This is a genomic window from Patulibacter minatonensis DSM 18081 (assembly GCF_000519325.1).
In the GTDB taxonomy this organism is placed as follows: Bacteria; Actinomycetota; Thermoleophilia; order Solirubrobacterales; family Solirubrobacteraceae; genus Patulibacter; species Patulibacter minatonensis.
In genome coordinates this window covers 5,164,217-5,182,910 of the sequence record NZ_KI912613.1, presented here as the reverse complement: position 1 = coordinate 5,182,910, position 18,694 = coordinate 5,164,217, and the positions used below count along the sequence as shown (strand labels likewise).

The following is an 18,694-nucleotide window of genomic DNA, read 5'->3' as shown; positions in this document are numbered from 1 at the left end:
GTTCTCAAGGACGAGCGGCAACCGTCCGATACCGAGATCAACGATGCTCCCCGTCGACACCCACGAGCTGCACGAGCTGCTGGACTCCGTCCCGGACACGCGGGACGTCATCGTCCGGCGCGCGGACGCCGAGGACCTCGCCCAGGCGGTCTGGGAGGCCGCCCGCGACGATGCGCTCGAGGCCTGGGCCGCCTGGTCCCGCCGACCGGGCCGCGACGGGTGGGCCGTCTTCGTCGCCGCGAGCGACCGCGAGGACGCGGCCTTCACCGCGCTCGGGCGCGCCGCCGTCCCGTCGACGGCGCGGGGCTGAGGCCCCGCGAGCTCAGCGGGCTGCGCCCGCGCCCTGCGACTGCACGACGCGGACGTCGTGCGCGAGCTTCTTGTCCGTCATCTGGTCGACCGGCCACGAGACCTGCTGGCGTCCCTGCGCGTCGAGCACGAGCACCGTGGCCGTGTGCTCGAAGCCCTTGCCCTGCTCCTGGATCCCGTAGGCCCGCCAGATCGGCTCGAGCTGCTCCCGGCTGCCGAGGACGTACTCCGCACGGCCGCCGAGCCGCATCCTGTTGAGGAACTGCTGCGCGTTGGACGGCGTGTCGTTCTTCGGGTCCACGCTGATGATCACGGCCGGGACCCGGTCGTCCCCGAGGTCGTCGAGGGCCGACGAGATCTGCCGGGCCGTGGCGGGGCACGTGTCCTCGCAGGTGCTGTACATGAACGTCACGATCGCCGGCTTCCCACGCAGCGACGCGAGCGACACCTGCCTGCCGTCCTGGTCCTTGAGGTCGAACGCGGGGGAGGGGATGCCGCGCCGGCTCGCCCCCTCGTACGGCGATCCGGCGGACTGGATCCCGTCCGGATCGCTCGTGCCCGAGTCGTCGGGGCGGGACACGACGAGCACGACGATGACGCCGAGCAGGACGACCGCGGTCGTCATGAGGGAGAGTCTGAGACGGGCGTTCACGGCCGTTCGAGGGTAGTCCCTCTCCGCCGTCGGCCGCGCCGTGCGCGGGCGCTACACTTTGTAAAGCAAGGAAACCCTATGGACCTTCAGGTGAAGACATGACCCCCTCGGGTGCGGAGTTCGTCCGTCAGATCAAGGGCCAGATCGCGGAAGTCGATCCGGCGCAGGTCCACGACGTCCTCTGGGACGAGAACGTCGTCCTGGTCGACGTCCGCGAGAGCGACGAGGTCGCCGCGGGCAAGCTGCCCGGCGCCGTCCACGTCCCGCGCGGCTTCCTCGAGTCGCGCATCGACGGCGCCGTCGGCGACCGCGACAAGCGCGTCGTCCTCTACTGCGCGTCCGGCAACCGCTCGGCGCTCGCCGCGCGCACGCTGACCGAGGACCTCGGGTACGCGAACGTCGAGTCGATGACCGGCGGCTACACGCTGTGGAAGGACCGTGGCTACGAGGTCGACGTCCCGCGCACGCTCTCCGCCGAGCAGCGCGAGCGCTACAGCCGCCACATCCTCATCAACGAGGTCGGGCTCGAGGGCCAGATCAAGCTCATCGACTCGAAGGTGCTCCTGATCGGCGCCGGCGCGCTCGGCTCGCCGAACGCGCTGTACCTCGCGGCCGCGGGCGTCGGCACGATCGGCATCGTCGACGACGATGTCGTCGACCTCTCGAACCTCCAGCGCCAGGTCGTGCACGGCACGTCGACGATCGACACGCCGAAGGTCGAGTCCGCCGCCAAGCGGATCAACGACCTGAACCCGGACGTCAAAGTGGTCCAGCACCAGCAGCGCCTCGACGCGGACACCGTGCTCGAGCTCTTCAAGGGCTACGACGTCATCGTCGACGGGACGGACAACTTCCCGACGCGCTACCTCATCAACGACGCCGCGGTGCGCCTGGACAAGCCGGTCGTCTCGGCCGCGATCCTCGGCTTCGAGGCGCAGCTCTCCGTGTTCGACACGCGCTCGCACGAGGGCCACGAGTCCGGCCCGTGCTACCGCTGCCTCTTCCCGGTGCCGCCGCCCGCCGAGCTCGCCCCGTCGTGCGGCGCCAACGGCGTCCTCGGCGTCCTGCCGGGCACGGCCGGGCTGCTGCAGGCCACCGAGGTCATCAAGCTCATCATCGGCGTCGGCGACTCCCTGCAGGGCCGCCTGCTGATGTACGACGCCCTGGCCGCCGAGTTCAACGAGGTCAAGGTCCGCAAGGACCCGGAGTGCCCCGTGTGCTCCCGCGACCGCGCGTCGATCTCCGACGACGAGCTGGGCGTCTTCCCCGACTACGAGGCGTTCTGCGCCGCGGCGGGCTAGGGTCCCGATCCTCATGGCCACCATCCGCATCCCTCCGGTCCTGCGCCCGTCCGTCGGCGGCGAGCGTCAGGTGTCCGCCGACGGCGCCACGGTCGGCGACGTCCTCAAGGACCTCGTCGCCTCGCACGAGGAGCTGGGCAGCCAGCTCTTCGGCGCCGACGGCGAGCTGAACCGCTTCGTCAACGTGTACCTCAACGACGAGGACGTCCGCGTCCTCGGCGGTCTGGAGACCGCGGTCGGCGACGCCGACACCCTCCAGATCCTGCCCGCCATGGCCGGCGGGGCGGCCTGAGGCGCACGCCGACGCTTCGCATCTCGGTCCGCGCGGGCCTCGGCAGTACGGAGTACGGCTCTCCGCCCGCGCGAACCGACCTGCTCGGTCCTCGCACGCCTCAGGCCGCCCCGCTTCGCGGCGCGGTCCGTGGCTCGCGCACATCGCGCGGGCCACGGTCGCGTCTCCCGTCCTGATGTGCCGCTGAGGTCCGCCGGGTACCCTCCGCGGGTGCCTGACGGACCGACCGACACCTCGCCCGAAGCCGCCGGGGAGCTCCCGACCGGCCGGGTCGCCCGCACCGCGCGGGTCGGCCGCCTCGTCGCCGGGCAGGGCCTCCGCTGGACCGGCATGCGGGCCGCCAACAAGGTCCGCTCGCCCGAGCGCGCCGACCAGGCGCGCTCCGACCGCACCGCGGCGCTCGTCCACCAGCTGGTCGACCAGCTCGGCCAGATGCGCGGCGCCGCCATGAAGATCGGCCAGATCCTCTCCATGGTCGAGTTCGACGGGTTGCCGGAGGACCAGCGCGGAGAGCTGCAGGCCAAGCTCGCCCGGCTCCGCGACGACGTCCCCGCGGTGCCGTTCCGCAAGCTCGAGAAGCTCATGCGCGAGGAGCTCGGCGGCCCCCTCTCGTCCGTGTTCTCGTCGTTCGACGAGGACGCGTTCGCCGCGGCGTCGATCGGCCAGGTGCACCGCGCCACGACGCTCGACGGGCAGGACGTCGTCGTCAAGGTCCAGTACCCGGGCGTCGCCGAGGCCGTCGAGACCGACCTGCGCAACGCGGTGCTGCTGCTGCCGCTCGTCAAGCGCCTCGCGCCGGGGCTCGACGCCAAGGCGCTGGCCGAGGAGCTCCGCGAGCGCATCTCCGAGGAGCTCGACTACGAGCTCGAGGCCCAGAACCACCGTCGGATCGAGCGGATCTACCGCGGGCACCCGTTCGTCCGGATCCCGCGCGTCCTGACCGAGCTCTCGACCCGCCGCGTCCTGGTGTCGGAGTTCGTCGAGGGCCAGCGGTTCGAAGCGGTGCGCAGGCTGGACCAGGACGAGCGCGACCGCTACGGCGAGATCGTCGTCCGCTTCTTCTTCGGGCTCCTCTTCCGGGAGGGGATCGCGCTGGGGGACCCGCATCCCGGGAACTACCTGCGGTGCCCGGACGGGAAGGTCTGCTTCCTCGACTTCGGGCTGCTGCGCGACGTCGCGCCGGCCTACCTGGACGGCGAGCGCTGCATCGCGGCCGCCACCCGGGACTCCGACGCGGACGCCCTCCGCGACGCCCTGATCTCGACGGGCTACCTGCCCCCGGAGCGCGCCGCCGACATGGACGGCGACCTCGTGCTGCGGCTGATGCGCGCGATGGCCGGCTGGTACGCGGTCCCGGGCGAGCGGCGGTTCGCGCCCGACGCGGGCGACCCGCGGGTCTGGACGACCCCCGAGGGGGAGGGTGACGACGCGGCGCCGGCGCCCGACGACGGGCCCGGGGCGACGGGCGACTCGCCGGAGCGCCCGGAGCGCGACCGCGCCGCCTCCCGCGAGCGCATGAGGGCCGTGCGCGCCGAGGCCAACCGCTTCACGCTCCCATCCGAGGCGGTGCTCACCCGCCGGATGTTCGACGTCGTCGCGATCGTGCTCGGGCAGCTCCGGGCGGGCGCGGACTGGGGCGGCATCGTGGGGGAGGTCCTGTACGGCGACGCCCCCGCGACCCCGCTGGGCGAGGAGGACGCGGCGTTCTTCGCCGATCCCGCGTCGGTCCGCGCGTGAGTCGGTCCTGATCCGGCACACGCGGGCACCCACGCGTCACGGGTCGTCCGGCAGCATGGAGGACGTGGTCACCGCGACGGACATCCCCCTCGACGACGAGGCGCTCGAGCGCCTGCGCCGGCTCACCGGCGACCCGGACGCGGTGTTCCGCGAGCACCAGCTCGACGCCGTGCGCGATCTCGTGCAGGACCGGGCGCGGGTGCTCTGCGTCCAGCGCACGGGCTGGGGCAAGAGCGCGGTCTACTTCGTCGCCACGGCGCTCCTGCGCGCCCGCGGCGCGGGGCCCACGCTGATCGTCTCGCCCCTGCTGTCGCTCATGCGCAACCAGCTCCAGGCCGCCGAGGCGATGGGGCTGCGGGCCCACACGATCAACTCCACGAACGCGGGGGAGTGGTCGACGATCGAGCGACTGATCGAGTCCGACGAGGTCGACCTCCTGCTGATCGGCCCGGAGCGCCTGAACGCCGACCGCTTCCGGGAGCGGCTGCTGCCGGTGGTGGCCGCGCGGACGGGCCTGCTCGTGATCGACGAGGCCCACTGCGTCTCCGACTGGGGGCACGACTTCCGCCCCGACTACCGCCGGATCAAGGACGTCCTCGCCAACCTGCCGGCCGACGCCGCGGTCCTGGGGACGACGGCGACGGCGAACGACCGCGTGGTCGCCGACGTCGTCGAGCAGCTGACGGCCCCGGTCGGCGCCGGGACGACCGACGCGGCGGACGCCGGGGACGGCGGGCTCGACGAGGGCGCTGCCGCGGGGGGCGACGGGGACGCTCCGCGCGCCGGGCTGCGCACCTACCGCGGGTCCCTCGCGCGGACGAGCCTGCGGCTGGAGACCGTCGAGCTGCCGCACCCCGCCGAGCGCCTCGCCTGGCTCGTCGAGCACCTGCGGGGCCCCGACGCGCTCGAAGGCTCGGGCATCGTCTACACGCTGACCGTCGCGGACGCCGAGCAGGTCGCGGCGTTCCTGCAGGACCAGGGGGTCGGTGCCGAGGCCTACACGGGCCAGCAGGCGTCCGAGGACCGGATCGCGCTCGAGGAGCGGCTCCAGCGCGACGACGTGAAGGCCGTCGTCGCCACCAGCGCCCTGGGGATGGGCTACGACAAGCCGGACCTCGGGTTCATCGTCCACTACCAGGCGCCCGGGTCCGTCGTGGCCTATTACCAGCAGGTCGGCCGCGCGGGCCGCGGCGTCGACCACGCCGAGGTCGTGCTGCTCCGGGGTGCCGAGGACCGCCGCATCCAGGACTTCTTCATCACGCAGGCGTTCCCGAGCGCGGAGCGGGTCGCGGAGGTCCGGCAGGTGTTGTCCGACGCCGGCGACGCGGGGGCGACGACGCGCGAGGTCCAGGCCCGGGTCAACCTCGGCCTGACCCGTCTGGAGTCCATGCTCAAGGTGCTCGACGTCGAGGGCGCGGTCTGGCGGTCCTCCGGCCGGTGGGGGCACGTCGAGGGTTCCGGGTGGGTCTACGACGAGGAGCGCTACCACCACGTGACGCAGCTGCGGCGGGCGGAGCAGGACGCCATGGCGGCGTTCGGCGCCGACGGCCGCTGCCTCATGCGCGCCCTGCAGGAGGAGCTCGACGACCCGGACGCCGCCGACTGCGGACGCTGCGCCGTCTGCACGGCACCGAAGTACGGGGACGCGCCCGATCGCGATCTCGTCCGGGCGGGGCAGACGGCGCTGCGCTCCCGTCCCGTGTCGTTCGACCCCAAGCGGATGGCCCCCGAGCAGGGCAGCGGGAAGATGAAGAAGATCCCGGAGGACGCACGCACCGAGCCGGGACGCGCGCTCGCCCGGCGGGGCGACGCCGGGTGGGACGCCCAGGTCCGGGCCGAGGTCGACGCCGGGCGGGTCGGGGACGACGTCGTCGCCGCGATGGCCGACCTCGTCCGGGGCTGGGGCGTCCGGCCGACGTGGCTGGCCGCGGTGCCGTCACGGCGCCCGCAGGATCCCGTCTCCGACCTCGCCGAACGCCTCGCCGGCGCGCTGCAGCTCCCCTTCCACCCGGTCGTCGCCCGGCGCGAGGACCGCCCCAGGCAGGCAGGGCAGCGCGGGGCGGCCCAGCAGGCGGCGAACGTCCGCGGGGCCTTCGCGGTGTCGGCGGACGTCCCGGACGGCCGGTGCCTCCTCGTCGACGACCTGCGCCAGAGCGGGTGGACGACGGCGATGGTCGGGGGCCAGCTGCGACGCCGCGGCTCCGGACCGGTCTTCCCGCTCGTCCTCAGCACCACGAACTGACCGGGCGGGCCGCAGGCCCCGGGCGGCCCCGGGGCCCACCGCCCGTGGTGGCGTCCTGGGACGGGCGCGGACGCCGCGACGCCCGGATCGTCCGCGGTGGCGGGGATCGGGCCCGTCCGTGGCTACACTTCGGAGGTCATGGCGATGCCCCCTCTGGAGAACCGGCCGTGCGCGGGTCGCTACGGCGACATCGTGCAGTCGATCGGTCATACGCCGCTGATCGAGCTCAAGCGCCTCTCGCCGAAGCCCGGCGTGCGGATCTGGGCCAAGCTCGAGTCCGCGAACCCGACCGGCTCGGTCAAGGACCGCGTCGCGAAGGCGCTGATCGAGGACGCCGAGGAGCGCGGGACGATCGGGCCGGACTCGATCATCCTCGAGCCGACCTCCGGAAACACCGGCATCGCGCTGGCGATGATCTGCCGCCGCAAGGGCTACCGGCTCAAGGTCGTGATGCCCGACAACGTCACGCAGGAGCGCACCGACCTCCTGAGGATGTACGGCGCCGAGATCGTCTACTCCCCGGGCGACCAGGGCAGCAATGGCGCGGTCGCGATGGCGAACGAGATGGCCGCTTCCGACCCGACGTACGTGATGCCGTACCAGTACGGCAACCCCGCCAACCCGCTGGCCCACTACAACGGCACGGCGGTCGAGATCCTCGACGAGCTCGACGGCCAGGTCGACGCGTTCGTCGCCGGCCTCGGCACGGGCGGCACCCTGATGGGCAACGGCCGCCGGTTCAAGGAGGAGCTCGGCGACCGCGTCAAGATCGTCGCCGCCGAGCCGATGCAGGGGGAGCCCGTCCAGGGCCTCCGGTCGCTGGACGACGGGTTCATCCCGCCGATCATCGACCTGTCGCTGCTGGACCGGAAGATCTTCGTCACGAACTCCGACGCGATCGTCTGGACGCGCAAGCTCCTCGACGAGGAGGGCCTCTTCGCCGGGGTCAGCTCCGGCGCCATCGCCCGCGTCGCGGTCCGGATCGCGAACGAGATGGATGAGGGCAACGTCGTCTTCATCGTCTGCGACGACGGATGGAAGTACCTCTCCTCGGGCATCTACACCCGCCCGATCGAGGAGATCAAGGATCTCGAATCGACACTCTGGTGGTGAAGTAGATGCCCGGAATCGGCGCACCCGAGCTGATCGTGATCCTCGTGATCGCGCTCCTCGTGCTCGGACCGAAGAAGCTCCCCGAGGTCGGCAAGTCGCTCGGCAAGGGGATGCGGGAGTTCAAGGACAGCCTCGCGAACGCGAACCCGTTCGACGAGGACGACGAGGACGACCGTCCCGCGGCCCCGCGCCGCCGTCCGGCGCCCGTCGAGGCCGCGAAGACGCCCGACCCCGAGGACGAGCCTTCCGCGCCGTCGTCCGACGGCGACCGCGAGGCGCAGGACGCCTTCGGCGCGAACAAGTCGTGACGGCGCACGTCGCGCCGCAGGGCGCACATCGCGACCGGACGGACCGATGAGGATCTCGCAGGAGCTCCTGGATCAGGTCGTGGCGCACGCGCTGCGCGACGCCCCGGACGAGTGCTGTGGCCTCCTCGGGGTCAAGGACGGCGACGTCGTCAGCGTCCACGAACTCGAGAACGTGCTCCAGGGCCCGAAGGTCTTCGGCTTCGAGCTCGGCGGGTCGTCGTACCCCCGGGCGATGATGGCGATCGACGACGAGGAGGCCGATGCCGGCGTGCTGTACCACTCGCACACGCGCTCGAAGCCCTACCCGTCGCAGACGGACATCAACTTCGGCCGGGATCCCCAGCGGCTCCCCGGCGTGGAGTGGCTCATCATCGGGACCAAGGGCGAGGAGCCCGAGATCCGCAGCTACCTGATCGCCGAGGACGGCGGGGTGACCGAGGTTCCGGTCACCGTCGTCGACTGAGGACCCGTCGCCCGCCCGACGCGGGCGTGCGTCCCCGTATGCCACCCCGGGCGGCCGGCAGCCGGGTCGCGGGTCGGAGCCCCACGGGAGCCCGGGAACGACGAAGGGCCGCCATGGGCGGCCCTTCGTCGTCCTGCGGTGCCCGCCGTGCCCGGAGGCGCGGCGGGCGGCGATGCTCAGACCAGCTCGGGCAGGTCGGCGCGCTCGGCGGCACCGTCCAGGATCGACTCGATCTGGTCCGTCGCGCGGGTGAACTCGTCGTCGGAGAGCACCGGGGTGCCCTCGAACGGCAGGTCGCGCTGGATCTCGAGCCACGAACGGCATCCGCCGAAGTCGTCGCGCACGCGGACGGTCACCGGACGCGGGATCCGGTAGGCGCGCAGCAGCACGACGTGCAGCGGGTGGCGGTGCTTCCACTTCAGCCGCTTCTCGGCGTAGTCGGGGGTCCACACGTAGTACGGGGAGAGCGCCTCGACGACGCGCGCGTCCGTCACGGTGTAGTGCGCCACGGCCTCGGCCCAGGCACGGATGCGCACGCGCTCCGGCTGCGGGATGCCGCCGTCCTCCGTCAGCGCGGTCGGGGGCGGGTCGCCGTCAGGCCACACGCCCTCCTCGAGGGCACGACGCAGCTCAGGGAGATGGGACTCCCGGATGACGTCGTTGCGCTGGTGATCGAAGGTGGGGTAGAGGAAGAAACGATCGTGGTCGAGCCGGAAGTGCTTGTGCTCTTCCCGGACACCACCCTTCCGGAGCGTGAGCAGCTGCTCACCCTCGGCGAGGGCACGGACCGTGACCGCCCATTCCTTGAAAGCAATCGGCATGGCGGAACCAACTGTTGGAGATGAAACGAACCTGGGCGCAGCCGCAACAACATGCGGAGATCGCTCCAGGCCGGAGAAGCCATCGTTGCAGACACCGCTGCAAAAACCAAGCGATTCGACCAAATCCGTGCGGCAGCGCACGGATCTCGAGCAATCCTGCTAGGAGCCGCCCCGCGGTCGGCCGGGAACGTCGGAGGACGCGTCGGCACCGGGGTCCGGCGACCCCGGCGGAGGTCCGTATCCGCCGCCTCCGGGGGTCTCGATCAGCAGCACCTGACCGGCCTTCATGCGGCCGCCGGCCTTCGGCGGGAGGACGTCCCCGTCCAGCGAGTGGACGCCGGGCATGCCGTCGAGGCCGCCCGCGGCTCCGCGGGCGCCGACGGTCCGACGCTCGCCGAGGACCTGGAACTCCAACGGCTCGAGCGCCCGGATCGCGCGGACGACGCCGTCGCCGCCACGGAACGTGCCGTCGCCGCCGCTGCCCCGGCGCACGGCGTAGCGGTCCAGGCGCACCGGGAAGGCGATCTCCAGGGCCTCGACCGGCGTGTTCCGGGTGTTCGACATCGCGACGTGGACCGCCGTCGGACCGTCGGCGTCCGGCAGGGCGCCCTGGCCGCCGGCGATCGTCTCGTACATCGTCCGGCCCTCGTCGCCGAGCGTGACGTTGTTCATCGTGCCCTGGCCGAGCGCCCGCCCGAGCGCCCCGAGGACGAGATCGGCGACCCGCGAGCTCGTCTCGACGTTGCCCGCGACGACCGCCGGACGGGTCCCGTCCTCACGGGGCCGCGCGTCGAGGATCGAGCCGGGCCGCGTCAGCACCCGGATCCGTCGCCTGGTGCCATCGTCGGTGGGCAGCTCGGCGTCCGCGACCGCCGCGCGCACCGCGAAGAGGCACGCCGACTCCGTGACGGCGCGCGGGCAGTTGAGGTTGTGGGCGCCCTGGTCGGGGGCGTCCCGGAGGTCGACGACGACGGCGTCGTCCTGGACCTCCACGACGGCCCGGAGCGGGATCGGCCCGTCGCGGCCCTCGAGCAGGTCCTCGAACCGGTGCTCCCCGCGGGGGAGCGACCCGATCGCGGCGACCATCCGGCGCTCCCCGTACGCGAGGACCTCCTCGAGCGCGGACTGGAGGGCGTCGGCGCCGCGGGCCGCCGCGAGGTCGGCGAGCCGTGCCGCACCGGCCTCGCAGGCCGCCACCTGCGCCCGGAGGTCTGCCCGGCGCTGCTCCGGGTGCCGCATCTGCGCGGCCAGCTCGTCCACCAGCCCGGGGGTGAGCGGGCGGGGGGCGATCACGACGCCCTCCTCGTCCAGCGTCGTGGAGTCGGCGGGCATCGAGCCCGGGGTGCGGCCCCCGACGTCCGCGTGGTGGGCGCGGGCGGCGGAGAAGCCGATCAGGTGCGGCGCCCGACCGTCCCCCTTCACGAACACCGGGGTCACGACGGTGATGTCCGGCAGGTGCGACCCGCCCGCGTACGGGTCGTTGAGGATCCACGAGACGCCCGGCTCGTGGTCCTCGTCCCGGACGGCGGCGACCGACGCCGGCATCGCGCCCAGGTGGACGGGGATGTGCTCGGCCTGCGCGATCATCTCGCCGCTTGCCCCGAACAGCGCCGTCGAGCAGTCGCGGCGCTCTGTGATGTTCGGGGAGTGCGCGCTGCGGACGAGGACGGCGCCCATCTCGTCGCACGCGGCACGCAGGCCACCGACGAGGACCTGGAGGTCGACGGCGTCGAGGGCGGCGGGGTCGCCGTCGCCGTCCCGGGGGCCGCCGTCCTGCTCCGCCGAGCCGTCGGCCTCCCACGGGGCGGGCGCGGGGACGTCGTCGTCCGCCTCGACGTGGAGCGTGCCGTGCTCGTCGGTCCACGACGTCCAGCCGCGGGGGACGACGACGGTGGCGCCCGCGAGGCGGACGACGCCCGGTCCGCCGGTCCGCCCGCCGTCCCCGTCGTCCGCGTCCTCGCCGAGGGCGACGTCCGGCGCCGGGGTCCGGCGCGTCTCGCGGACCGTCACGAGCTCGAGCTCGGCGTCCTCGTTGGCGAAGCCGTAGCGCTCGAGGTGCGCGGCGTCGAAGGCGGTGCGCAGGGCCGCCGGGTCCGGCGCGACGTCCCGGACGGTCAGTTCGAACGCCTGACCGGCGTACCGGACGTCGTAGGCCCGCTCGACGCGCTCCTCCGAGCCGGAGCCGTCGGTCGCGTCGTCGCCCGCCAGCACCTCGGCGGTGATCGCGTCGCCGCGGAGCAGGACCGTCCGGGCGGCGTCCGCGCGGTCCTCGGCCGCGGCGAGGCCGAGCGCCGAGAGCACGCCCCCCGCCCGCGGGACGAGCACGCGGCCGATCCCCAGGCGGGCCGCGAGGCCCGCGGCGTGCAGCCCGCCCGCGCCGCCGTAGGCCAGGAGCGCGAAGCCCCGCGGGTCGACGCCGCGCTCCACGGTCATCACCCGCAGGGCGCGAGCCATCTCGGCGTCCGCGACGCGCAGGATCCCCCGGGCACAGGCGTCGAGGGACAGCCCGGTCCGCTCGGCGAGCCCGCCGACGGCGTCGCGGGCGGCGTCGACGTCGAGCGTCACGTCGCCCGCCAGCGGCTCGGCGGGATCGAGGGTGCCGAGCACCACGTGGGCGTCGGTGACGGTCGGCTCGGTGCCCCCGCCGCCGTAGGCCGCCGGGCCCGGCACGGCGCCCGCCGAGCGGGGACCGACGCGCAGGGCGCCCCCGGCGTCGGCCCAGGCGATCGATCCCCCGCCCGCCCCGACGGTGTGGATGTCCACGGTCGGCAGCGCGATCGGGCGTCCGGCGATCGCGCCGCCGCCGGTCTCGCGGACCCGGCCGCCGGACACGACGAGCACGTCGCAGGAGGTGCCGCCCATGTCGAAGCAGAGGAGGTCCGGCTCGCCGGTCGTGCGGGAGACGATCGCCGCCGCGGCGGCGCCCCCGGCCGGGCCGGAGAGCACCGTCGTGGCACCGCGCGCCGCGGCGTCCTCGAGGTCGCAGACGCCGCCCGACGACTGGAGGATCCGGGGGCGGGGCAGGCCGGCGCTCGTGCAGCGTTCCGCGAGCCGGCGGAGGTAGCGCCCGACGAGGGGCGACACGGCGGCGTCGACCTCGGTCGTGGCGGCGCGCTCGTACTCGCGGAACGTCCCGACCGCCTCGTGCGAGAGCGACACGTGGACGTCGTCCCCCAGGGCGTCGCGCAGGGCGCGGCCGAGCAGCCGCTCGTGCTCCCGGTGGCGGTCGGCGTGCAGGAGGACGACCGCCACCGCCTCGGGCTCCATCGCGGCGACCTCACCGGCCACGCGACGGGCGTCCTGCGCCGTGAGGGGCCGCTCGGCGCCGTCGGGGCCACAGCGCTCGGGGACGGCGACCCGGCGCTCCGCGGGGACCAGCGGTGCGACCCGCGCCCGTGCCAGGTCGTACAGGTGCGGCCGGTCCTGGCGCCCGAGCTCGACGACGTCGACGAACCCCTCGGTCGCACAGAGGACGGTCGTGGCCACCCGCCCCTCCAGGAGCGCGTTGGTGGCGACCGTCATGCCGTGGCGCAGACCCTCGACCTCCGACGGGTCGGCGTCCGCGTCAGCGAGGACGGCCTCGATCGCGGCGAGCACACCGCGGGACTGGTCGTCCGGGGTCGTCGGGGTCTTGGCGGTGTGGACGCGACCTCCGGCCACGAGGGCCGCATCCGTGAACGTTCCGCCGACGTCGACCCCCAGGAGCATCCGCCCGAGGCTACCCGCGTGGCCGCGGGTGGCCGCGGTCAGGCCGCGACGGCCTCGAGTGGCCCGCGCTCCCGGAACTCCTCCATCGGCTCCTCGGTCTCGCTGAGGTGCTGGTGCGACGGGCAGTAGCGGGACCCGTGCAGCGGGTCGCGCTGGCACGGCTGGCCGCGCCGCGTCGTCGCCTGGCACGTCGGCTTCGTGCCGGTCAGGTCGTGCCCGAGGTCCGGCCGCCGCCGGAGCTCCTCGGCGACCGTGCCGACGTAGAGGTCGACGGTGCGCCACACCTGGGCCTGGGCGGCCATCGGGAAGAGGAACCTGATCTCGTTGAACAGGCTCTTCGCCGGGTGCGCGAAGTAGTGCGGATCGGTCACGAGCCGCTCGATCGTGGTCTCGCAGGCCCGGAGCACACGCTCCTGGGTCGTGCGGGAGCCGCCGCCGGGCAGGTTGCGGGTGACGTCGCGGAAGAGGGTCCTGGAGAGGTGGTACATGGGAGAGGGACGGTGGGTCGGGACCGTCCACACCTTGAAACACCCCGAATGTTGGGTTTCGATGAAGAAACGGCGCTTCGGGTCGCCGCAACTGATAAAGGCGAATTTATTGATTCGGCCGTTATCTGCGGTTTAACGCCGGACGGTCGTTCGACCGACGCGGCCCCGGTCCGGCGAGGCTCGGCGGCGGCCCGGGACCGATGGACCCCGGTCAGTCCCAGCGCTCGCGACGCGTCGCGTCGCCGGTCGGTTCGACCACTGTGTGGACGAGGTCGAGCGCGGGGTCCTGGGCCGGGTGGTCCAACCGGCGGTGCGCGCCGCGGCTCTCCTCGCGCGCCAGGGCGGCCGCGCCGATGGCCCGCGCGAGGGGATGCGGGTCGTCGAGCAGCGTGCGGAGCCCGTCCGCGTCGCGCTCGATCCCCGCGTGGCGCCACAGGGCCTCCCGCGTCTCCCGGGACGGGGCGTGGACGGCGGGCCCCGCGGGCGGCGCGTCGAACGCGTCCGGGAGCGCGGGGGCGTCGAGGGCCGCACGCGCGGACCTGCCGCCGTAGACGATGCACTCCGCGAGCGAGTTGGAGGCCAGCCGGTTGGCACCGTGGAGACCGGTGCAGGCGGTCTCGCCGATCACGTGGAGGCCCGGCACCCGCGTGCGGCCGTCGAGGTCGCAGGCGACGCCGCCCATCGTGTAGTGGCACGCCGGCGAGACGGGGACGAGCTCCGTCACGGGGTCCAGTCCGGACTCCCGAAGCGCCCCGACGACGTTCGGGAAGGCCCCGGGGTCCACCCGGCGCATGTCGAGCATCACCGAGCGGCTGCCCTCGGCGAGCATGGTGCGCCAGACGGCCTGCGCGACCTCGTCCCGGGGTGCGAGCTCCTCGACGAACCGCTCCCCGGAACCGTCGAGGAGCGTGGCGCCCTCGCCGCGGATCGCCTCCGTCACGAGGAAGCCCTCGCGCCCCGGGATCCCCGCCACCGCCGTCGGGTGGAACTGCACGAACTCGAGATCCGCCAGCTCGGCGCCGGCGGCGAACGCCAGCTGGGCGCCGACGCCGACCGAGCCGGGAGGGTTCGTCGTGCGGCTCCAGAGCGCCGCCGACCCGCCGCAGGCCAGGATCGTCGCCCGGGCGACGATCGCGCGGGCGTCGTCCAGGACCACGCCGACGGCCCGGCCCTCCGACGTCCAGACCGCCGACGCCCGCGTGTGCTCGTAGACGGTCACCGCGGGATGGGCGACGAGTCGCGCGGAGAGCTGGCGCACGAGCCGGCGCCCCGTCGCGCTGCCGCCGGCGTGCACGACCCGTCGGTGCGTGTGGCCGCCCTCGAGCCCGAGCACCCGCCGGCCGTGGCGGTCGGCGTCGAACCGCACGCCGAGCGACTCCAGGTCGTGCACGGCGTCGGGGGCCTCGCGGCAGAGCGCGTCCGCGGCGGAGCGCCGCACCAGCGCCCGGCCGGCGCGCTCCGTGTCGGCGAGGTGCGCGGCGGGGGAGTCGTCGACCGCGAGCGCCGCGGCGACGCCGCCCTGGGCCCAGTAGGAGGCGGTCTCCGCCAGCGGCGTCGCCGACACCACGGCCACCTGCGCCCCGTCGCGCGCGGCGCAGAGCGCCGCGTAGAGCCCGGCCGCCCCGGCTCCCACGACCAGGACGTCGGTGGTCGCGTCGGCGGCGGCGGACATGGCGGGTACCGTATCCGTCGTGGCCCGCCCCCTCTTCCGTCACGAGTCCTCGCTCCGCCACGACACGGGCTCGCACCCGGAGCGCGCGGGACGGATCGTCGCCGTCGAGCGCGAGCTCGCCGCCCGCGACTGGTGCGGCTTCTCCCCGGAGGACTCGCCCGAGGCGACCGTCGAGCAGCTCCTCGCGGTCCACCCTCGACCGCACGTCGAGCGGATCCGCGCGCTCTCCGCGGCGGGCGGCGGGCGCATCGACGCGGACACCATCGTCTCCGCGGGCTCGTGGGAGGCCGCGCTGCACGCGGCGGGGGGCGCGGTGGCGATGGTCGACCGCCTGCTGGCGGGCGGCGCGACCCGCGCGGTGTCCCTGCACCGCCCGCCGGGTCACCACTGCGAGACCGCCGAGCCGATGGGCTTCTGCCTCTTCAACTCCGTCGCGATCGCCGCGCGCCACGCGACGGGCGTCCACGGGCTCGAGCGGGTGCTCGTGTTCGACTGGGACGTCCACCACGGCAACGGGACCGCCGAGATCTTCGCCGGCGCCGGCGACGTGCTGTTCGCGTCGATCCACGAGTTCCCGCTGTACCCGGGCACCGGCCGGCCGACGGAGGTCGGGCACGGCGCGGGGGAGGGCCTGACGGTCAACCTGCCGGTCCCCGGCGGGACGGGCGACGACACGTGGGTCGGGCTCACCGAGGACGTCGTGCTGCCGATCGCGCGTTCGTGGGCGCCGCAGCTGGTCCTCGTCTCCGCCGGGTACGACGCGCACGCCGACGACCCGCTGGCGGGCTGCGAGGTCACCGACGAGGGCTTCGCGCGGATCGCCGCGGCCGCGCACCGGCTCGCCGACGAGCTGGGCGTGCCGCTCGGCATGGTGCTGGAGGGCGGCTACGACGTCGACGCGCTCGCCCGGTCCGTCGCGGCGACGCTCGAGACGTGGTCGGCGGCGCCGGGTCCCGCGCCGTCCGCGCCGTCCGCCGACCCGGTCGTGCTGCGGGCTCGCGAGCACTTCGCGGCGCGCTGGCCGGTCCTGCAGGGCGACTGACGGCGCGGGTCTCGGCGTCCGGCGACGGCCCGGCGGCCGGTCAGCCCGGTCCGGCGGGGGTCGTGCCGGCGCCGCCGGCGGGCGACGCGGTGGTCGCCGGGGGCGCGGCGGTCCCGGCCGGCGGCGTGGCGGTCTGCGCGGGCGGGGTGCCGGGGGCGGCCGTGGTCGGCGACGCGGAGGTGGTCGGCGCCGGCGCGACGACGTCGGGCTGCGGCGCGACCTGCGCGGGCGGTGCGGTCGTCGTCGCGGCGGGCGCGTCGTCGTCCGTCGTGGTCAGCGCCACGAACGCGCCGAGGGTGCCGCCGGCGACGACGAGGACCACGGCGGCGATCGTCGCGACCGGGAGCTTCCAGTTCGGCGTCGGCCGCATCCGCGTCCGGGCCGGGGCGCCGCAGCTCAGGCACCACGACTGCTCGGCCTCGACGGTGTTCCCGCAGCGCGGGCAGACGACGGGCGCCGGGGGGACGCTGGTCATCGCGGCCGGCGTCCGGTGCCGGTCGTCTGGCCCGCCGCGATCGACCCCGTGTCGCCGGGACCGGTGACCACGGTCGCGGGCTCGGCGTGGCCGGGCGCCGCGGTGTGCTGGTCGACCCGGATCCCGCACTGCGGGCAGAAGTTCGCGTCGCTGCCGTGGAGCGCGCCGCACCGGAGGCAGACGGAGACGCCGGGCTCGTGGAGCTCCTCGACGTTGCGGAAGTCCCGCAGCCCGTGCTCGAGGGCGCGGAGCTCCTGGTCGATCGACCACAGCGCGTCGACCTTCGCCCCGACGAGGACCTCGTTGTCGGCCCGGGCGCGTCGGAGCTCGAACACGAGGCCCCCGAGGTCGCGGTAGCCGAGCTCGCGGACCCGGCGCAGGTACCGGAGACGCCGACGCATGCGGCCCCGGTTGCGCACGTTGACCTTGCGGGGGACGGCCTGCGCGGCGACCTGGGCGGCGGGTGCCACGTCCGGGATCGGCGGCTGCTCCGGGGCGGGGGGCACGGCGGTGCGCTCGCGGGGCGCGGGGGTGAAGCCGGTGATGTCCGGGTCCGCGGCGGGCGGCGTGGCGGTCTCGTGGACGGCCGTGCGCTCCTCGTCGTCGTAGCCGAAGGAGACCTCGGGCTCGCGCTCGGACGACGGCAGCGCCGTGGGCGGCTGCGCGGGCCCCTCGCCGGACTGGCCGTCCTGGTCGCGGGGATCGGGTGTGCGGTCGGGAAGCTCGCTCATGGGTCTTGCGGCCCTCGGGGGTTCTCGTCTCGCCGGACCGCGGTGCGAGTGTAACGGCGCGGTGGACGCGGTCCGCCGGGTCTCCCACGGACCCCCGGCGAGGGTGGAGACCGGGCGCGGTTCCGGCACGGGATGGGCACTGTTGCGGGCTGGAGCGGTCACGGGGTCCGGTCGCACGATGGAGACGCATCCGATCCACCACCCAGAGGAGCACTTCCCGTGTCCCGCATCCAGCAGTCCCCGGCCCCCGCGGCCGTCCCGTCCGCGTCCCTCGCCGTCGTCCCGGCCGCGTCGCTCGGCCTCGCCGCCCGCGCCCACCACCGCCTGATCCGGCTCCGCGACGAGGAGCGCGGCCAGGGCACCGTCGAGTACGTCGCGCTCGCGATGCTGATCGCCGCCGTGATGGCCGGCGTCGTCGTCGCGGCCGGCGGCCTCAAGGGCGGCGGCATCGCCCAGGCGGTCGTCGAGAAGGTCAAGTCCGCGATCACCGCCACCGGCAAGAAGTGAGCGGACCGGGGTCCCCGGGACCCCGGTCGGCCGGGCACGTCGCCGTACGATGGCGACGTGCCCCGACTCGTGCTCGCGACCCGCAACCCGCACAAGGCCGAGGAGTTCGACGAGCTGCTCCGGCCGTGGACGGTCGTCCCGCTGCCCGACAACGTCGACCTGCCGCCGGAGACCGGGACGACGTTCGCCGAGAACGCGCTGGGCAAGGCGCGGGCCGCGGCGGCGGGCACCGGCCGGACGTCGTTCGGGGACGACTCCGGGATCGTCGCCGACGCCCTGGACGGCGCTCCGGGCGTGCGCTCGGCCCGGTTCGCCGGCGAGGACGCGACCCACGGGGAGAACCTGGCGCTGTTCCTGGAGCGGGTCCCGGTGGGCTCCGCACTGGCCTACGTCTGCGCGATCGCCTACGTCGACCCCGCGACGCGGACGGAGCACGTCGTCGAGGGGCGCTGCACCGGCACGATGGCCGCGGAGCCCCGTGGGGACGGGGGTTTCGGGTACGACCCCGTGTTCCTGCCCGACGACGCCGACGTGGCCCGCGGCCGCACGATGGCGGAGCTCACGCCGGCCGAGAAGGCCTCGATCTCCCACCGCGGGATCGCCGCCCGGGCACTTCTGGAGCTCCTCCGCGGCCAGGCCTGAGCGCCCGGGACGGGCCGGGGCCGAGGGCCCGTCAGCGGAGGTTCGTCGCGGCGGCCATCCCGACGGCGGCGGAGACGGCCGCGTAGCCGAGGAAGTTCCGGACGACGAGCACGATCGCGGTGATCAGGCACGCCAGGATGACGATCGACCAGGCGGCGCGCTCGAGGGTCATGGTCGACATCCAAGCACCT

General features: G+C 74.6%; 19 protein-coding genes. 11 read left to right on the top strand and 8 right to left on the bottom strand.

Annotated elements, in window-relative coordinates; genetic code table 11:
* The first annotated feature begins 43 nt into the window (after positions 1–43).
* Complete coding sequence (locus PATMI_RS0124445) at positions 44–310, top strand: hypothetical protein (protein ID WP_026912807.1); 267 nt, start codon at positions 44–46, stop codon at positions 308–310.
* A 12-nt stretch (positions 311–322) separates the two neighbouring features.
* On the opposite strand, the gene PATMI_RS35435 is transcribed toward PATMI_RS0124445, so the two are convergent.
* A complete protein-coding gene (locus PATMI_RS35435) occupies positions 323–961 on the bottom strand; it encodes an SCO family protein (protein WP_157260960.1) in 639 nt (212 codons plus the stop codon).
* Between the two features lie 98 nt (positions 962–1,059).
* Here PATMI_RS35435 and moeB point away from each other — a divergent pair, with 98 nt between their 5' ends.
* The 7 genes from moeB to PATMI_RS0124405 all read left to right on the top strand — a co-directional run bounded on the left by moeB (position 1,060) and on the right by PATMI_RS0124405 (position 8,417).
* The gene (gene moeB / locus PATMI_RS0124435; RefSeq protein ID WP_026912805.1) at positions 1,060–2,262 is read left to right on the top strand and encodes a molybdopterin-synthase adenylyltransferase MoeB; all 1,203 of its coding nucleotides are present in this window, start codon (positions 1,060–1,062) and stop codon (positions 2,260–2,262) included.
* A 13-nt stretch (positions 2,263–2,275) separates the two neighbouring features.
* Entirely contained in the window at positions 2,276–2,554 is a 279-nt protein-coding gene (locus PATMI_RS0124430) for a ubiquitin-like small modifier protein 1 (RefSeq protein WP_026912804.1), read from the top strand.
* A gap of 210 nt (positions 2,555–2,764) precedes the next feature.
* A complete protein-coding gene (locus PATMI_RS33030; protein ID WP_051472244.1) occupies positions 2,765–4,291 on the top strand; it encodes an ABC1 kinase family protein in 1,527 nt (508 codons plus the stop codon).
* Between the two features lie 55 nt (positions 4,292–4,346).
* On the top strand, positions 4,347–6,533 hold the full coding sequence (locus tag PATMI_RS0124420) for a RecQ family ATP-dependent DNA helicase (RefSeq protein WP_036726372.1): 2,187 nt from the start codon (positions 4,347–4,349) through the stop codon (positions 6,531–6,533).
* Between the two features lie 138 nt (positions 6,534–6,671).
* Entirely contained in the window at positions 6,672–7,646 is a 975-nt protein-coding gene (locus tag PATMI_RS0124415) for a PLP-dependent cysteine synthase family protein (RefSeq protein ID WP_084270223.1), read from the top strand.
* A gap of 5 nt (positions 7,647–7,651) precedes the next feature.
* Positions 7,652–7,954: a Sec-independent protein translocase subunit TatA/TatB gene (locus PATMI_RS38615; protein ID WP_026912801.1), complete on the top strand. Its 303-nt coding sequence runs from the start codon at positions 7,652–7,654 to the stop codon at positions 7,952–7,954.
* A gap of 46 nt (positions 7,955–8,000) precedes the next feature.
* Positions 8,001–8,417, top strand: coding sequence for a M67 family metallopeptidase (locus tag PATMI_RS0124405; RefSeq protein WP_026912800.1), 417 nt, complete (start codon positions 8,001–8,003; stop codon positions 8,415–8,417).
* Between the two features lie 176 nt (positions 8,418–8,593).
* On the opposite strand, the gene PATMI_RS0124400 is transcribed toward PATMI_RS0124405, so the two are convergent.
* The 4 genes from PATMI_RS0124400 to PATMI_RS0124380 all read right to left on the bottom strand — a co-directional run bounded on the left by PATMI_RS0124400 (position 8,594) and on the right by PATMI_RS0124380 (position 15,106).
* Positions 8,594–9,238, bottom strand: a complete 645-nt coding sequence (locus PATMI_RS0124400; RefSeq protein WP_026912799.1) for a DUF1802 family protein — start codon at positions 9,236–9,238, stop codon at positions 8,594–8,596.
* 159 nt (positions 9,239–9,397) lie between these two features.
* Positions 9,398–12,946, bottom strand: coding sequence for a hydantoinase B/oxoprolinase family protein (locus tag PATMI_RS33025; protein WP_036726371.1), 3,549 nt, complete (start codon positions 12,944–12,946; stop codon positions 9,398–9,400).
* Between the two features lie 38 nt (positions 12,947–12,984).
* Entirely contained in the window at positions 12,985–13,434 is a 450-nt protein-coding gene (locus PATMI_RS0124385; RefSeq protein WP_026912798.1) for a hypothetical protein, read from the bottom strand.
* Between the two features lie 211 nt (positions 13,435–13,645).
* Positions 13,646–15,106: an L-aspartate oxidase gene (locus tag PATMI_RS0124380; protein WP_026912797.1), complete on the bottom strand. Its 1,461-nt coding sequence runs from the start codon at positions 15,104–15,106 to the stop codon at positions 13,646–13,648.
* A gap of 19 nt (positions 15,107–15,125) precedes the next feature.
* On the opposite strand from PATMI_RS0124380, the gene PATMI_RS0124375 reads away from it, so the two are divergent.
* The gene (locus tag PATMI_RS0124375) at positions 15,126–16,148 is read left to right on the top strand and encodes a histone deacetylase family protein (protein ID WP_026912796.1); all 1,023 of its coding nucleotides are present in this window, start codon (positions 15,126–15,128) and stop codon (positions 16,146–16,148) included.
* Between the two features lie 40 nt (positions 16,149–16,188).
* Here the strand turns inward: PATMI_RS0124375 and PATMI_RS0124370 are convergent, their stop codons facing one another.
* Entirely contained in the window at positions 16,189–16,623 is a 435-nt protein-coding gene (locus tag PATMI_RS0124370) for a hypothetical protein (protein WP_026912795.1), read from the bottom strand.
* Positions 16,620–17,354 (bottom strand): zinc ribbon domain-containing protein, encoded by a 735-nt coding sequence (locus tag PATMI_RS0124365; protein ID WP_026912794.1) that lies wholly within the window; start codon positions 17,352–17,354, stop codon positions 16,620–16,622. Before PATMI_RS0124365 ends, PATMI_RS0124370 begins: the two co-directional genes overlap by 4 nt.
* Positions 17,355–17,573: 219 nt before the next feature.
* Here PATMI_RS0124365 and PATMI_RS33020 point away from each other — a divergent pair, with 219 nt between their 5' ends.
* Together PATMI_RS33020 and PATMI_RS0124355 are read left to right on the top strand one after the other, a co-directional pair.
* Positions 17,574–17,861 carry a hypothetical protein gene (locus PATMI_RS33020; protein ID WP_036726370.1) on the top strand — a complete coding sequence of 96 codons (288 nt, stop codon included), beginning with the start codon at positions 17,574–17,576 and terminating at the stop codon, positions 17,859–17,861.
* A gap of 57 nt (positions 17,862–17,918) precedes the next feature.
* Positions 17,919–18,503, top strand: a complete 585-nt coding sequence (locus tag PATMI_RS0124355) for a non-canonical purine NTP pyrophosphatase (RefSeq protein ID WP_026912793.1) — start codon at positions 17,919–17,921, stop codon at positions 18,501–18,503.
* A gap of 31 nt (positions 18,504–18,534) precedes the next feature.
* On the opposite strand, the gene PATMI_RS37040 is transcribed toward PATMI_RS0124355, so the two are convergent.
* Positions 18,535–18,684, bottom strand: a complete 150-nt coding sequence (locus PATMI_RS37040) for a hypothetical protein (RefSeq protein ID WP_157260959.1) — start codon at positions 18,682–18,684, stop codon at positions 18,535–18,537.
* Between the last annotated feature and the right edge of the window lie 10 nt (positions 18,685–18,694).

What these genes read in the sequence shown, in the direction of transcription:
- PATMI_RS0124420 (WP_036726372.1), top strand. Translation starts at nt 4,347, where the DNA reads ATGGAGGACGTGGTCACCGCGACGGACATCCCCCTCGACGACGAGGCG.
- PATMI_RS38615 (WP_026912801.1), top strand. Translation starts at nt 7,652, where the DNA reads ATGCCCGGAATCGGCGCACCCGAGCTGATCGTGATCCTCGTGATCGCG.
- PATMI_RS0124385 (WP_026912798.1), bottom strand. Translation starts at nt 13,434, where the DNA reads ATGTACCACCTCTCCAGGACCCTCTTCCGCGACGTCACCCGCAACCTG.
- PATMI_RS33025 (WP_036726371.1), bottom strand. Translation starts at nt 12,946, where the DNA reads ATGCTCCTGGGGGTCGACGTCGGCGGAACGTTCACGGATGCGGCCCTC.
- PATMI_RS37040 (WP_157260959.1), bottom strand. Translation starts at nt 18,684, where the DNA reads ATGTCGACCATGACCCTCGAGCGCGCCGCCTGGTCGATCGTCATCCTG.
- PATMI_RS0124445 (WP_026912807.1), top strand. Translation starts at nt 44, where the DNA reads ATGCTCCCCGTCGACACCCACGAGCTGCACGAGCTGCTGGACTCCGTC.
- PATMI_RS0124380 (WP_026912797.1), bottom strand. Translation starts at nt 15,106, where the DNA reads ATGTCCGCCGCCGCCGACGCGACCACCGACGTCCTGGTCGTGGGAGCC.
- PATMI_RS0124370 (WP_026912795.1), bottom strand. Translation starts at nt 16,623, where the DNA reads ATGACCAGCGTCCCCCCGGCGCCCGTCGTCTGCCCGCGCTGCGGGAAC.
- PATMI_RS0124400 (WP_026912799.1), bottom strand. Translation starts at nt 9,238, where the DNA reads ATGCCGATTGCTTTCAAGGAATGGGCGGTCACGGTCCGTGCCCTCGCC.
- PATMI_RS0124405 (WP_026912800.1), top strand. Translation starts at nt 8,001, where the DNA reads ATGAGGATCTCGCAGGAGCTCCTGGATCAGGTCGTGGCGCACGCGCTG.
- PATMI_RS0124430 (WP_026912804.1), top strand. Translation starts at nt 2,276, where the DNA reads ATGGCCACCATCCGCATCCCTCCGGTCCTGCGCCCGTCCGTCGGCGGC.
- PATMI_RS0124415 (WP_084270223.1), top strand. Translation starts at nt 6,672, where the DNA reads ATGGCGATGCCCCCTCTGGAGAACCGGCCGTGCGCGGGTCGCTACGGC.
- PATMI_RS0124365 (WP_026912794.1), bottom strand. Translation starts at nt 17,354, where the DNA reads ATGAGCGAGCTTCCCGACCGCACACCCGATCCCCGCGACCAGGACGGC.
- moeB (WP_026912805.1), top strand. Translation starts at nt 1,060, where the DNA reads ATGACCCCCTCGGGTGCGGAGTTCGTCCGTCAGATCAAGGGCCAGATC.